This is a genomic window from Paenarthrobacter sp. 10L412 (assembly GCF_056395565.1).
Map to the genome: position 1 here is coordinate 1 of NZ_JBFTJT010000028.1, position 15,050 is coordinate 15,050.

10 protein-coding genes and 1 riboswitch are annotated in these 15,050 nt (G+C 63.6%); of the genes, 6 read left to right on the forward strand and 4 right to left on the reverse strand.

What is annotated here, in order from left to right; genetic code table 11:
• Positions 1–262 precede the first annotated feature (262 nt).
• Genes AC1DD7_RS24120 through speB form a run of 4 tightly spaced genes read right to left on the reverse strand, consistent with a single transcriptional unit; the run spans position 263 to position 5,561 of the window.
• Entirely contained in the window at positions 263–1,588 is a 1,326-nt protein-coding gene (locus AC1DD7_RS24120) for a D-arabinono-1,4-lactone oxidase (RefSeq protein WP_477516882.1), read from the reverse strand.
• A complete protein-coding gene (locus AC1DD7_RS24125; RefSeq protein WP_477516883.1) occupies positions 1,585–3,108 on the reverse strand; it encodes an aminobutyraldehyde dehydrogenase in 1,524 nt (507 codons plus the stop codon). The genes AC1DD7_RS24120 and AC1DD7_RS24125 overlap by 4 nt, the downstream gene beginning before the upstream one ends.
• A 12-nt stretch (positions 3,109–3,120) precedes the next feature.
• Positions 3,121–4,560, reverse strand: coding sequence for a purine-cytosine permease family protein (locus AC1DD7_RS24130; protein ID WP_477516884.1), 1,440 nt, complete (start codon positions 4,558–4,560; stop codon positions 3,121–3,123).
• Positions 4,557–5,561: an agmatinase gene (gene speB / locus AC1DD7_RS24135; protein ID WP_477516885.1), complete on the reverse strand. Its 1,005-nt coding sequence runs from the start codon at positions 5,559–5,561 to the stop codon at positions 4,557–4,559. The genes AC1DD7_RS24130 and speB overlap by 4 nt, the downstream gene beginning before the upstream one ends.
• A 175-nt stretch (positions 5,562–5,736) precedes the next feature.
• Between speB and AC1DD7_RS24140 the strand changes: the two genes are divergently transcribed.
• From AC1DD7_RS24140 to AC1DD7_RS24165, 6 genes are all read left to right on the forward strand, one after another.
• On the forward strand, positions 5,737–7,266 hold the full coding sequence (locus AC1DD7_RS24140) for a PucR family transcriptional regulator (protein ID WP_477516886.1): 1,530 nt from the start codon (positions 5,737–5,739) through the stop codon (positions 7,264–7,266).
• A 74-nt stretch (positions 7,267–7,340) separates the two neighbouring features.
• Positions 7,341–7,439, forward strand: a riboswitch (glycine riboswitch).
• A gap of 148 nt (positions 7,440–7,587) precedes the next feature.
• On the forward strand, positions 7,588–10,455 hold the full coding sequence (gene gcvP / locus AC1DD7_RS24145) for an aminomethyl-transferring glycine dehydrogenase (RefSeq protein WP_477516887.1): 2,868 nt from the start codon (positions 7,588–7,590) through the stop codon (positions 10,453–10,455).
• A gap of 15 nt (positions 10,456–10,470) precedes the next feature.
• Entirely contained in the window at positions 10,471–11,607 is a 1,137-nt protein-coding gene (gene gcvT / locus AC1DD7_RS24150) for a glycine cleavage system aminomethyltransferase GcvT (RefSeq protein WP_477516888.1), read from the forward strand.
• A 430-nt stretch (positions 11,608–12,037) separates the two neighbouring features.
• Positions 12,038–12,421, forward strand: coding sequence for a glycine cleavage system protein GcvH (gene gcvH, locus AC1DD7_RS24155; RefSeq protein WP_377654965.1), 384 nt, complete (start codon positions 12,038–12,040; stop codon positions 12,419–12,421).
• Complete coding sequence (gene glyA, locus AC1DD7_RS24160; RefSeq protein WP_477516889.1) at positions 12,418–13,737, forward strand: serine hydroxymethyltransferase; 1,320 nt, start codon at positions 12,418–12,420, stop codon at positions 13,735–13,737. The genes gcvH and glyA overlap by 4 nt, the downstream gene beginning before the upstream one ends.
• A gap of 600 nt (positions 13,738–14,337) precedes the next feature.
• On the forward strand, positions 14,338–15,050 hold a 713-nt coding region (locus AC1DD7_RS24165), incomplete at its 3' end, for a serine dehydratase beta chain (protein ID WP_477516890.1).

Consider the following 15,050-nt stretch of genomic DNA (forward strand, 5'->3'; position numbering starts at 1 on the left):
ATCAGCGGTCTCCCGGCACCTACCAACCCCGGTGACAACACTCTCAAGATCATCGGATCGACAGAGGAACGCAATCATGCCGGGGCAGCAGGCCAGCACACCCACATCCTGCACCAGGAAACGGGCTACGAAAAAGGTAACGAGGGATGCCAGCAGGGGGTGTGGATGTGAGAGAGGATGCCAGCAGGGGGTGTGGATGTGAGAGAGGATCCGTTTTGAGCGATGCTCTCTCACATCGTGGCCTGTTTTCGAGAATGCTCGGTCAGGCGAGCAGGGCGCGGGTGTGGTCGTTGAGGAACATGCCCCGGGGGTCGAACTCGCGGCGGACCTGGATAAAGGTGTCCAACTCCGGGTAGAGGCGCTCAAGGCGGCTCCGGGTCATGAAGTGGATCTTTCCCCAGTGTGCGCGGGGCTCGAATTCCTGCAGGAGCGCGTCGGCGTCCCGGAAGAACTGCCAGTAGTCGGTTCCGGGCTCGGTGGTCAGGGTGATGACGGTGCTGTCGCGCCCTTGGAACTGGGACATGTAGGCGTCGTCGGACTTCACCCAGCGGACCTCCACCGGGTACTTCTGCTCGGGATATCTGGTGCGGATCAGGTCCTGGATGGCCTCAACAGCCACCAAGCCATCTTCGCTGCGGACGAAGTACTCGAGCTCGTGGAACTGGGTAGTGAAGCCGCCCGGGTAGATCCGGTAGGAGCGATCCAGTCGGGCGCCTTCAACCGTGGAAAGCCCGCGTTCGTCCTGGACGTCCACAATGTTGTAGCGCTTGGTGTAGCTGCGTCCGCCCATGGCATGGTCCGGTGAACCGGGGAGGTCCAGAAGCTCGCAGGAATCGTCCTCCGGGCACCAAAGGAAGGAGTAGTGCCTGTTGGAATCGATATCGTCCTGCCACGTCGAAGCGGTTTCCGCCCAGGTGGGATAGGTGATCTGCTCCTGGAGGTAGTAGCTGTCCTCAACAGCCAACTCCACTTCCAGGAAGATCCCCAGCGTGCCCAACGCAACCTGTGCAGCCCGGAGTTCCCGGAGTTGGCCCTCCCCGATTTCCACGATCTCGCCGTAGCCGTTGATCAGCTTCACCCAGCGAAGGTTGGAGGAAAAACTGCCCAGGTTTTTGCCCGAGCCGTGCGTGCTGGTGGCCAGGGCGCCGGCGATCTGCTGCTTGTCGATGTCACCCTGGTTCCCCAAAGCCAGGCCCTGCTCCCAGAGCGAATCTCCGAAGGCGTTGATCGTGGTTCCGGCAAGGGCTCGGGCTCTGCGGGCCACCCGATCGGTTCCCGTGATAGCAGAGAGCCCGGACATGTCCATCAGCACTCCGCCGGTTTGGACCAGCGGTGAGGACGAATGGCCTGAACCGACCGCCCGCACAGGCAACCCTTCGCGGATGGCGAAACGCACGGCGTCGAGCGCTTCTTGTTCATTCCTGGGCCGAACCGTAAAGGCGGGCGTCGCGCTCTGGTTTCCGCCCCAGTTGGTCCAGGTCACGTCCGTCCCGAAGGGGGCTGAAGGCGTGGCGGCACCTGGCAGAGAGGCAGGGCGGGAAACGTTGGTGGTCATGGTGAAAGCTCCGTTGCTTGTCTGGATTCTCATGCGCCGTGGTTGATCATCACGTGCTTGGTGCGTGAGTAATCGTCCAGGGCGTAGAGCGAGAGGTCGCGGCCGTAGCCGGATCCCTTGAATCCGCCCCACGGTACCTCGCACGCCAGGACAAGGTGTGCATTGACCCAGACCGTGCCGAAGTCCAGTTGCTTGGGAATTCGGAGGGAAAGGCTGGAGTCGCGCGTCCAGACCGACGCCGACAGGCCGTAGGGGCTCTCGTTCGCGCGGGTCACGGCTTCTTCGGTGGTGCTGAAGGTCTCCACGGTGACAACGGGGCCGAAGATCTCGTGGGTGGCGATGTGGGCTCCCGCGGGAACGTTGGAGATGACCGTTGGCTCGATGAAGTAGCCGGGTCCTTCCAGTGCCGAACCACCAATGGCCACGTGGAGTCCCGCCTCGCGCGCTTCGGCCAAGGATTCCTTGACGCGTTCAAAGTGGGGCCGGGAAATCATGGGGCCGATTTCCACGTCGTCGCCGGCTTCGGGAGCGCCAACTATCAGCGTGCTGACTTCTCGCACCAGGTGCTGGGTGAACTCTTCGGCCACGGACTCGTGCACCAGCACGCGGCAGGCAGCACCGCAGTCCTGGCCGGCATTCCAGAATCCTGCATTGCGGACTCCAGCAGCGGCCGCGCGGAGATCGGCGTCGGGGAAGACAACAACCGGCGCTTTGCCGCCAAGTTCCAGGTGGACGCGCTTGACGGACTTGGCCGCAGATTCAGCGACGGCCTGGCCGCTCACGACGCTGCCCGTCAAGGCAACAAGGGCGATGTCCGGGTGCTCCGAAAGCCGCTGTCCCACAGTGCGTCCTTGTCCGGTGACCACGTTGAGGACTCCATCCGGGATGCGTCCGGCGAGCAATTCTGCCAGCTTCAGGGTGGACAACGGGGTTTGCTCGGACGGCTTGAGGACGATGCTGTTGCCGGCAGCCAGAATCGGTGCGACCTTCCAAGCAGCCATCAGCAGCGGATAGTTCCAGGGGGTGATCACACCCACCACGCCCACGGGTTCCCGGAGGATCACGGAGGTGTGGTCAGTGGCGTAGTCGCCGCCGGCCATGGACGTCAGGGTGCGGGAAGCCCCGGCCATGAAGCGGAACGTATCGATGGTGCTGGTGACATCGTCCTCGGCCACCGCCTGCGGCTTGCCGGTATTGGCGGACTCGATGAGTTCGAACGCTTGCCGGTTCTCTTCAATGATGTTGGCGATCAGGTTCAGGACGTCCGCGCGCTCCTTGGGCGTAGTGGCACCCCAGGTCTTTTGGGCGACGACGGCGGCCTGGACAGCGGCGTCGACATCATCCGCCGTGCCCGCCTGCACTGAGGCGATGACCTGCTCGGTGGTGGGGTCCACGACGTCGATCAGCTCACCGGTGGAGCCCGGGACGAACGATCCGTTGATGAAGTGCCCCGCCGGAGGCAACGGCAGCGGCAGGCTGCCAGCGTCCTCAGAGGTGGAGCGTCGAACGGTGAACTGGACGGTTTCGGGGTGGGCAGTGTCTGTGAGGGTCATGACAATTCGCTTTCAGATGAGGTCTGGAGTGAGTGCAGTGGAACGAAGGGAAGCAGCCTCTGATTTTTGACGGAAGATCCGGGCCGCGAAGTAGTAGAGGGGAGCAACCACCACCAGGCCGACGAGCCAGGAGATGTCCACGCCGCCCAACGCGGCGGCCATGGGGCCGGTGTAGATTGCGGTTGCCGAGAAGGGAACCTGGATCAGGGCGCCTGCGAGGTAGGAGCCGATGGCGACCCAATTGAACCGCCCGTACACGCCGCCGTCGCGCTTGAAGAAGTCTTCAACCCGGTAGTCGCCGTGCCGCAGAAGGTAGTAGTCCACCAGGTTGATGGCGGTCCAGGGGACCAGGACGTACATCAGGAAGGAGAGGAAGTTTGTGTAGAAGAGGATGAAGTTGTCCCGGGCGAACAAGGCGATGGAGACAGCGACGACGAAGAGGATGATCGCCGCGATGCTGCGGGTCTTGGCGCGTGGCAACCAGGAGGGCTTGAACGTTTGGCCGATGGTCAGGGTGCACAGGACGCCGCAGTAGAGGTTCATGGCGTTCGAGGCCGCGACACCCAGGCAGAAGATACCCACGATGATCAGGGTCCACGGCTGAAGCAACGCACCCAGGCTGCCAACGATTTCCACGTTGTCGGCGCTCATGGTCATGGCGAGGGTGCCCACCAAGGCGCCCAGGATCATGGGGAACAACGTTCCCAGGACGCAGCCTGAGTAGGAAGCCCAGAACGCCGGTGCTGACCCTGTGCCCTGCGGCATGTAGCGGGAGTAATCCGATACGTAGGGTGCGTAGGCCAACTGCCACAGGGCCGAGACGGAGATGGTCCCCATGAAGCCAACCCAGTTGAAGTTGCCCTGCTCAAGGAAGCTCGCGGGAAGGCCGTGGACCACCAGGATCCAGACGAAGGCGAGCAACAACGCCAGGCCCGCAGCAACGCTAAGGACGCGGGCATAAGCGTGAATGAGCCGGTAGCCGAAAATCGTCGCGATAACGCTGACCACGCCGATGATGATGATGCCGGCATCCACGCTGATGCCGGGGCTGACGGCGGCCATCGCTTCGCCGCCAAAGACGAGGTTTGCGGCGAAGAAGCCGACGTACATGACCACCACGATGACCACGATCAACAAGGCGCCGAAGGAGCCGAACTGGCCACGGGTCTGGATCATCTGCGCCACGCCCAGTTGGGGACCTTGGGCTGAGTGCAGCGCCATGAAGACGCCGCCCACTACGTTGCCGATGATGATGCCCACCAGCGCCGGCACGAAACCCAGGCCGAACACCGTGGTGGCGAGCCCGCCGGTCACGATGGTCATGATCATGATGTTGGAGCCAAACCAGATCGTGAAGAGATCCCTGGCCTTGCCGTGGCGCTCGTTCAGCGGGATCGGCTGGATGGTTTTGTCCTCAAGGCGCGGTACTTCGGTTGTTGGCGCGGTGCTCATGATGCACTCCGGGAGGTAGAAGTCAGTTCACGGACAGCGGGGCCGGTGGCTTTGCTGCGGTTCACCATCAGGCCGAGAAGGTCGAAGACGAGAGTGGCGGCGGCGACGGTTGTGATGTCCGCATGGTCATAGGCCGGAGCGACCTCCACGACGTCGGCGCCCACAATGTTGATGCCGTTCAGTCCGCGGAGCAGGGCCAGGAGTTCACGGGAGTGGAGCCCGCCCATCTCCGGGGTGCCGGTCCCAGGTGCGAACGCGGGATCGAGGACGTCGATGTCGATGGACACGTAGACAGGGGTGTCGCCGAGCCTGTCCTTCACCTGCTGGATGGCAGCCGGGACGCCGATGACATCCAGGTCCGAGCAGCGGATGATCTGGAAGCCGAACTCGTGGTCCCTGAGGAAGTCGTTGCGGTCATAGACCGGGCCGCGGATGCCTACGTGCATTGACTTGTCCTCCACAAGGAGGCCTTCCTCGAACGCCCGACGGAAAATGGTTCCGTGAGTGACGGGCTGGTCAAAGTAGGTGTCCCACGTGTCCAGGTGAGCGTCGAAATGCAGCAACGCCACCGGGCCATGGACCTTGTTCAACGCGCGGAGCATGGGAAGGGCGATGGTGTGGTCGCCGCCGATGGAGATGAGCCGCTTGTCCTCGCTGATCAGGGGCAACGCCTGCTCCTCGATCTCACGGACTGCCCGGGTGATGTCGTAGGGAGTGCAGGCGATGTCGCCCGCGTCCACAACCTGGGCTTCGTAAACGGGTTCGACGTCGAGCTCCGGGTGGTAGCCCGGGCGCAGGAGGCGCGAGGCCTCGCGAACCGCGGCAGGACCGAAACGGGCACCAGGCCGGAAGGAGGTTCCGCCGTCGAACGGGACACCGACGATCGCAATGTCGTAATCCGGAACCCGGTCGATTTGGGGGAGGCGGGCGAAGGTGCCGAGGCCGGCATACCGGGGGACTTTGGTTGCGTCGACAGGGCCGATGGGCTTGTGGATTGTCATTGACGGATCCTTAGTGTGAGGGGTGCTCGCCATTGAGCGGGAAGTAAGTAATTCCATTCTTCGTGACGCGGGTCACGGCGAATAGCGGTACATTGACTACAAATGGCCGAGGCGCTTAGACGAATGTCTAAACAGCCCAATGGCCCCCGGAATCATAGAGTCAGGAACCCTTCCGATGGCAATCACCGTCGCCGAGCTCGTGGCTGAACCCCAACTGGGGCTCACCCTCCTGGCCGGTGATGCTGGCCGCGACAACCGGATCACCTGGGCGCACACTTCGGACCTGCCCAGGCTGTGGGAATGGGTTACCGGCGGTGAACTCATGATGACCAATGGGCTGTCGATTCCCGCAGACGCCGAGGGACAAGTGGCGCTGGCAGAGGCACTGATGGACAGTGGGGCAAGCGCGCTGGCGATCGGCGAGAAGATGCACGCTCCCCCGCTGACGCAGGAGTTCCTGGCGGCCTGCGACCGGCTACCGCTGCCGCTGATCAGCATCCCGTACCCGCTCCCGTTCATCGCGATCGCCCGCTCGGTTGCCGAATCTTCCCTGCTCGAAGAGTCCCGGCGCTTGCGGCAGACAGCCAGGGTCTACGATCTTCTCCGCACGGCCGGAGCCTCCGAGGACCATTGGCAGAGCCTGGTCCAACGGCTTGCCACCGAACTGGACGCGGAACTGTTCGTGGTGGATCGCCGCTGCCTCCATCCCTGGCATCCCGAGGGACAGCGGCTCCCGGAGTTCCTCGCGAATGAATGGGCTCCGCTTTCCGGGCAGGTGTCCTTGGCGGGCAAGAATTTCCAGTGGCACCGGATCAGGGGCCGGCACGTGCTGACCATGGACATCCCGACCCACGCCAATGCGCTCCTCGTGGTGCTGCCCAACAGCGAACCGCACCCGGACGCCGTCGTACTCCTGCACGCGGCAACCGTGCTGGGACTGCAGCTCTCGCGCATCGTTTTGTCCTTGGAAGGCCGCCACCGACTGGCTGGCGAGTTCCTGCTGCAGGCCATGGATGGGCGCTTGGGCGCGGCCGAGATGGAGAGCAGGCTGGCAACTTTTGGGGTTCCTCCGCAGGACTTCCTGCTTGCCTCCATGGCAGCTGGGGCGGCCATTTCAGCGGGGCCGGCCCAAGCAGCGAACGACGGCGACGGGCTGGCCAACGTGCACATCGAACTGTGGCGGCACGGGGTTGCGTCGGCTTCGTTGAAGCGGAATAGCCGGCTGCACGTGGTGGTCCCCGCTGATGTGCCGGACGACATCCTGGTGCATTGTGCCGGGGCGGATGCAGCGATCGGAATCAGCGCTCCGGCGGCAGTGGCCGGCATTCAGCGCGCGCTGCAGGAGTCCCTCTGGGCGCTCGGTTCGGCCCGGGCGAACAAGCTTGGCGTGGCCCGATATGCGCAGGGACCGTCGTGGCTCGGGCTGACAGGTTTCGAGGAAGGAACTGCGCTGGTCAGGCGTCTCCTGGGGCCGATTTTCGATTACGAGCAGAGTCAGGAAGGCGATCTCCTCGTCACGCTGAGGACCTATTTGGACTCGCAGCGTTCGTGGCAAAAGACTGCCGCAGCCTTGTTCGCACACCGGCAAACCATCATCTATCGGATCCGGAAAATCGGCGAATTGACGGGGCTGGACATGGGTGAAACCTCCACGGTTGCCCAGTTGTGGTTCGCACTCCAGATCCACGAGGCAATGCATCGGTAGGTACCCCTTGCTTGCGCTTTTTCCAGATAACCCGCTATGGTGTGAACCGTGTCACTGAGGTGACGCAACGCTTTTGATCTGTGGCGGGAGAGTCCTGCCGGTACATCCAGTCAGGCGCCGTAGGAGCAAATCCTCCCCAGGAATCTCTCAGGCCCACGTACCGCCACGGCGAGGCAACTCTGGAAAGCAGTCCAGGTAACTGGGCTCACCGACGGTGCAAGCAGGCAACCATTCCTGCGGAATCTCTCAGGTCCAATACAGAGCGGGGAGGAACCGACATCATCGTGGCGCACATAGGGCGCCTGAATCATGGAGTTCCTCTTGACTGTTCAATCAACCCCCACCGCTTTCGCGGACCGGCACATCGGCGCCCGGCGCCAGGCCGACGTTGACACCATGCTCAAGGCCATCGGCTACGACTCCGTAGACGGCTTGGTAGACGTTGCGGTCCCCGATTCCATCCGCCAGGACACCGCGCTCAAGTTGCAGGACGCCCTCACTGAGGTGCAGGTCCTCGCAGAGCTACGGAAGCTCGCGTCCAAGAACAAGACCGCCATCCAGCTGATCGGCCAGGGCTACTACGACACCGTCACGCCGCCGGTCATCCGCCGCAACATCCTGGAAGCTCCGGCCTGGTACACGGCGTACACGCCGTACCAGCCCGAGATTTCGCAGGGCCGCCTCGAAGCGCTCCTGAACTTCCAGACCATGGTCCAGGACCTCACGGGGCTGCCGGTAGCCAACGCTTCGCTGCTGGACGAAGCCACCGCTGTGGCTGAGGCCGTGCTGCTGATGCGTCGCGCCAACAAGTCCAAGACTGCCAAGGACGGGAAGACCGTCCTCGACGCCGACCTCCTCCCGCAAACCATCGCAATCGTGAAGGGCCGCGCCGAAGCGCTGGGCTTCGAGGTTGAGGTCGCTGACCTTTCGCTCGGCCTCCCGGAGGGCGTCATCAACGGCGTCGTCCTGCAGCAGCCCGGTGTTTCCGGCCGCGTGTTCGATCACTCCGCCGTCATCGCTGACGCCAAGGAACGCGGTGCACTGGTCACTGTCGCTGCCGACCTTTTGGCGCTCACCCTCATCACGCCCCCGGGTGAACAAGGTGCCGATATCGCCGTCGGAACTGCGCAGCGCTTTGGTGTTCCACTGTTCTTTGGCGGCCCCCATGCTGCGTACATGGCCGTCCGCGAAGGCATGGAGCGGACGCTTCCGGGCCGCATCGTGGGCGTCTCCAAGGACAACGCCGGCGTCCCCGCGTACCGACTCGCGCTGCAGACACGCGAGCAGCACATCCGGCGCGAGAAGGCCACGTCCAACATCTGCACGGCCCAGGCCCTGCTCGCCATCGTGGCCTCAATGTACGCGGTTTACCACGGTCCGGAAGGCCTGAAGGCAATCGCCGAAACCGTCCACGGGCACGCCCGCACGCTGGCCACCGCCCTCAAGACCGCTGGCCGTGAACTCGTGTCCGAATCCTTCTTCGACACCCTCACTGTCCGCGTACCCGGCAAGGCTGACAAAGTCATCTCCGCTGCCGAAGCCCGCGGTATCAACCTGCGCCGCATTGATGCTGACACGGTTGGCGTTTCCCTCGATGAAACCACGACGCCGGAGGTCCTCTCCGCGGTAGCCGTCGCCTTTGGTGCCGGCCCGGTGAAGGACGCTTCAGGGTTTGAGCTGCCGTCTGATGTGCTCCGCACCAGTGATTTCCTGCAGCACCCCGTGTTCAACACGCACCGTTCCGAGACACAGCTGTTGCGCTATATCCGCAAGCTGTCCGACCGGGACCTCGCCTTGGACCGCACCATGATTCCGCTGGGATCCTGCACCATGAAGCTCAACGCTACAGCTGAGATGGAAGCAATTTCCTGGCCTGAGTTCGCCTCGATCCACCCGTTCGCTCCCGATCACCAGACCGCTGGCTGGCGCGAGCTCATTGAAGGACTGGAAGCCGACCTCACCGAGATCACCGGCTACGATCAGGTCTCCATCCAGCCGAACGCCGGTTCCCAGGGTGAGCTCGCGGGGCTCCTGGCGATCCGCGGTTACCACCTGTCCCGCGGCGATGACCAGCGCAACGTGTGCCTGATTCCAGCCTCTGCGCACGGCACCAACGCAGCCTCGGCTGTGCTCGCCGGCATGAAAGTTGTTGTAGTGGCCACGGCTCCTGATGGCACCATCGATCACGCCGATCTGGCAGCCAAGATCGAGGCTAACAAGGATGTCCTGTCCTGCATCATGATCACGTACCCGTCCACGCACGGTGTGTACGACGCTGACGTCCGGGAGGTTTGCGACTCCATTCACGCTGCTGGCGGACAGGTATACGTTGACGGTGCAAACCTCAACGCACTCGTTGGGCTCGCCCAGCCGGGCAAGTTCGGCGGCGACGTATCGCACCTGAACCTGCACAAGACGTTCTGCATCCCGCACGGTGGTGGCGGACCTGGTGTTGGTCCGGTCGCGGCCAAGGCACACCTGGCACCTTTCATGCCCGGGGATGCGAACAATGTTTCATCTGAAGGTGGCGTGGCCATCTCGGCATCCCGCTACGGTTCCGCGGGTGTGCTCCCGATTTCCTGGGCTTACGTAAAGCTGATGGGCGGCCAAGGCCTCACCGAAGCCACCAAGTCTGCGCTGCTCGCGGCCAACTACGTTGCCTCCCGCTTGGATGAGCACTTCCCAGTCCTTTACACGGGCGAAGGTGGGCTCGTGGCGCACGAGTGCATCCTGGACCTCCGCGAGCTGACTGCCCGCACGGGCGTCACCGCTGAGGACGTGGCCAAGCGCCTGATCGACTTCGGTTTCCACGCTCCCACGCTAGCGTTCCCCGTTGCGGGCACTTTGATGGTGGAGCCGACCGAGTCCGAGGACCTGGCTGAGATCGACCGCTTCATTGAGGCCATGATCACCATCCGTGCCGAAATCGAGCAGGTGGCCGCCGGCGATTTCACTGTTGAAAAGTCGCCGCTGCGCAATGCGCCGCACACGGCCGCCGCCGTCGTGAGTTCTGCATGGGACCGCGACTACACGCGTGAGCAGGCAGCGTTCCCTGTCCACCACCTGAAGCAGGACAAGTACTTCCCGCCTGTTGGCAGGGTCGACGGCGCTGCCGGCGACCGCAACCTGGTGTGCTCCTGTCCGCCCCTCGAAGCGTTCGAGGACACCACTGCAGACTTCGAAAACTAAAGGACGGTCCTGCAAATGACTGAGAACTACACCGCTCTTTACGAGCAGCACAAAAAGGCCGGCGCGTCCTTCACGGATTTCGGCGGCTGGCAGATGCCCCTCAAATACGAGTCCGAGCTTGCTGAGCACCACGCAGTCCGTCAGTCCGCTGGCTTGTTCGACCTCTCCCACATGGGCGAAGTCTGGGTCACCGGTCCGGACGCGGCAGCGTTCCTGGACTTCGCGCTGGTGGGCAAGTTGTCTGCGGTCGCCGTGGGCAAGGCCAAGTACTCGCTGATCTGCAACGCCGACGGCGGCATCATCGACGACCTCATCTCCTACCGTCGCCCCTCTCCCGAAGAAGGCGCGGATCAGTACCTCGTGGTCCCCAACGCGGGCAATGCCAAGGTAGTCGCGGCGGCATTGCTGGAGCGCGCGGCCGGCTTCGACGTCGTGGTTGACGACGCCTCTTCCGAGACGTCGCTCATTGCAGTGCAGGGTCCGAACGCGGAAGCCATTCTGCTGACCTTGGTTCCCGCCGAGCAGCACGCCCTGGTGAGGGAACTGAAGTACTACGCGGCCGTTGAAGTCTCCATTAACGGGCAGGATCTTTTGCTTGCACGCACCGGCTACACCGGCGAGGACGGCTTCGAGATCTACATCTCCAACCTTGACGCAGCTGGTCTTTGGGAAGCACTCCTCGAGGTCGGGGAGGGCCACGGCCTCATCCCCGCGGGCCTTGCAGCACGTGACTCCCTTCGCCTCGAAGCCGGGATGCCGCTCTACGGCAACGAACTCTCCCGCTACGTCAACGCCTACGCCGCAGGCCTTGGGCCGGTGGTTTCCCTGGCCAAGGAAAGCGACTTCATCGGCAAGGAAGCCCTGACCGCGATCAAGGCTGCCGGCGTCGGGTCCACCATCGGCCAAAAGCTCGTTGGGCTCAAAGGTGCAGGCCGCCGCGCGGCACGCGCCCACTACTCGGTCCTCAAGGACGGCTCACTCATCGGCGAAGTCACCTCCGGCCAGCCGAGCCCAACGCTCGGTTACCCGATCGCCCTGGCGTATGTCGACGTCGAACATTCAGCGCCGGGCACGATCGTCGAAGTGGACCTCCGAGGCAAGTCCGAGTCGTTCGAAGTGGTAGCCCTGCCGTTCTACAAGCGCCAAAAGTAGGTCCCGGTAGGAGTGACATCCTCCGCGGGCTCGGTCGCAGAAGCGCCCGCTGGGCGGACGGTCAAGTAGCCCGGTGGTGCCGACCTCCTCTGCATGCTCGGTCGCGAAGGGGCCCGCTGAGCGGACCCGACGCTCCCTTAGACGCATGCTGCCGGAGGCCGGCACCACAGGGGCCCCGCGGCTCACCTTGCGCACGGAACCAGGAGACCGAGGCAACCTGCTGAAAGGCGGGTTCCAAGCCTCGGTTCGCGGGCTTTTCTGAAGGTGAGCGGTCCATAGAGTGACGGCCGCAGGCGGGCAGCGGATTCCGGAAGCGTGCGTCAAAGCGACGAAGGAGCAGCACGCGGAGGAATTCGGTGTCCGGCACCCAACCCAAGTGTCACCGGGACCACGAACAGTTTTCAAAACACACGAGAAGTTAGGAATTGGAATGAGCAAAGTAGTTGCCGAGCTGAAGTATTCGGCCGAGCATGAATGGGTTGCTTCGGATGGCGCCGGGCCTGTGGGGATTGGGATCTCCGCCGTTGCTGCGGATGCCTTGGGCGACATCGTTTATGTGGATCTGCCCGAGGTTGGCTCCACGGTTACTGCGGGGGAGACCTGCGGTGAAGTTGAGTCCACGAAGTCCGTGTCTGACCTGTACTCGCCTGTTACCGGTGAGGTGACTGAGATCAACGACGCCGTCGTCGATGATCCTGCCCTGATCAACAACGATCCCTACGGTGCCGGCTGGCTGTTCAAGGTGGCCGCCACGGAAGAAGGACCGCTCATGACGGCTGAGGAATACGCTGCAACGAACGGTGGCGAACTGTGAACCCGGCGGCCGTGACCGAATTCGAGCAGGTCGTATCGGCGTCGTTGGATGCGCAGCTGGCTGACCTCGATCCTGAGATCGCCGCAAAGATCGACGACGAACTGGGCCGCCAGCGCGACGGCCTGGAAATGATCGCTTCAGAGAACCACACAGCGGTTGCCGTGATGCAGGCTCAGGGCTCCGTGCTGACCAACAAGTACGCCGAGGGTTACCCGGGTAAGCGCTACTACGGTGGTTGCGAGCACGTCGACGTGATCGAGCAGCTCGCGATTGACCGCCTGAAGTCCCTGTTCGGCGCCGAATTTGCGAACGTCCAGCCACACTCCGGTGCGCAGGCCAACGCATCGGTGATGCACGCACTCATCAAGCCGGGCGACACCATCATGGGCCTGAACCTGGCCCACGGCGGCCACCTGACCCACGGCATGCGGATCAACTTCTCCGGCAAGCTCTACAACGTGGTCCCCTACGGCGTCCGCGAGGACACCCACACCGTGGACATGGTTGAAGTGGAGCGCCTCGCGCAGGAACACAAGCCGGCCCTGATCGTTGCCGGTTGGTCCGCTTATGCACGGCAGCTGGACTTCGCCGAGTTCCGTAGGATCGCTGACTCCGTGGGCGCCTACCTGATGGTGGACATGGCGCACTTCGCCGGACTGGTTGCGGCTGGCCTGCACCCGTCGCCGGTGCCGCACGCTCACGTCACCACATCCACCACGCACAAAACCCTCGCCGGTCCACGTGGCGGCATCATCCTCTCCAACGACGCCGACATCGCCAAGAAGATCAACTCGGCTGTGTTCCCGGGACAGCAAGGCGGACCGCTGGAGCACGTGATCGCCGGCAAGGCTGTCGCCTTCAAGATCGCAGCCTCCGAGGAGTTCCGGGAACGCCAGGAGCGCGTCCTTGCAGGCGCCCGGATTCTTGCCGAACGCCTGGTCCAGCCGGACGTTGCCGAAAAGGGAATCACAGTTGTGTCAGGCGGCACGGACGTGCATCTCGTGCTCGTCGACCTGCGCAACTGCGAACTCGACGGCCAGCAAGCAGAAGACCGTCTTGCCGCGATCGACATCACCGTTAACCGCAACGCCGTCCCCTTCGACCCGCGCCCGCCCATGGTCACCTCCGGCCTGCGCATCGGCACCCCTGCCCTTGCTACGCGCGGCTTCGGGGAAGCGGCCTTCCGCGAAGTTGCGGACATCATCGCCGAAGTGTTGATTGCCGACGCCGATGCGGACCTTTCCGGATTGCGGCGCCGGGTGCAGTTGCTCGCCGCAGCACATCCGTTGTATCCGGGGATTGCGAACCTCTCGTAAGTCGCCTATGGGGGCAAACATCCTCCGCGGGCTCGGTCGGGTTGGCCCGTCGGGTCCAACCTCCTCTGCATGCTCGGTCGCGGAGACGCCCGCTGGGCGGACGTGACGCTCCCTTGGACGCATGCTGCCGGAGGCCGGTCCCGAAGGGGCCAGCTCTTGGGTCGCCCGGTCCCGATGCCGGCCCAACGGTGCAAACTCTTGGGCCGGCAGGTCCGGATGCCGGGCCCATTGGCGGCCGGTGGTCGGGTCGGCGTGCTGGGACGGGACTGGCGGGGTTCGTTTGATTGTGAATGGATCCAGCTGCCGAGGGGGGTTCCGTAGGCGCAGGGCTGGTTTGGGGGAGTGTCTTGGCCCCCCCCGAAACGGCGACGAGGTGCTGGGCCGGAATGAGCTGCGGGTTCGTGGTCCGCTCCGTTTGTTGGGGACGGAGTGGCTCGGGCTGCTCACATTTGTTGCTGGATCTCCAAAGTCGAAGCAGTACAGCGTTGTTCGGCGGTAGACGTGACTGGCGACGGAGGAGCAGCACGCGGAGGAATTCGGTCATCCACTGCCAACCCAGCCCACTTATCCCGACCACACACATTTAGTAAGGAAATCACCATGGCCGTTGGAGTCTTTGATCTGTTCACTGTGGGCATTGGCCCGTCGAGTTCGCATACTGTGGGGCCGATGCGGGCTGGGGCGGTGTTTGCCCGCGAGCTGCGCGAGTCCGGCGTCCTTGGGTCAGTCGCCTCGTTGCGGGTTGACTTGTATGGGTCGTTGGCTGCGACAGGTAAGGGACACGGTACGTTCACCGCGGTCTTGCTCGGGCTTGAGGGCTTCGACCCCGAGGAGATCCTGCCCGACCAGGTGGAGGAGCGGTTGGCCTCGATCGCGGAAACCGGAAAGCTCAATCTGGCTGGTGGCCAACTTCTCGAATACGCCGTGGAGGACATGATCCTGCATCCGTTGACGGTGTTGCCGCGGCATACGAATGGGATGAAGTTTGCCGTGTCTGATGCCGGGGGGAATGTTCTGCGGGAGGCGACGTTCTTCTCGGTTGGTGGCGGGTTCATCGTCCGCGAGGGCGAGGAGGACGCGGCGCGGGCGGAGTTGGAGGAGACGAAGGCGGAGTTGCCGTTGCCGTTCCGGACGGCTGCTGAGTTGCTGGGCCGGTGCTCCTCGAAGGGTTTGGGGATCAGCGAGATCATGTTCATCAACGAGCGTGCGTCCCGGTCCGAGGAGGAGATCCGGGAGGGTCTTTTGCATATCTGGCACGTGATGGAGGCGTGTGTTGAGACGTCGTTGAAGCGTGAGGGTGTGTTGCCCGGGGG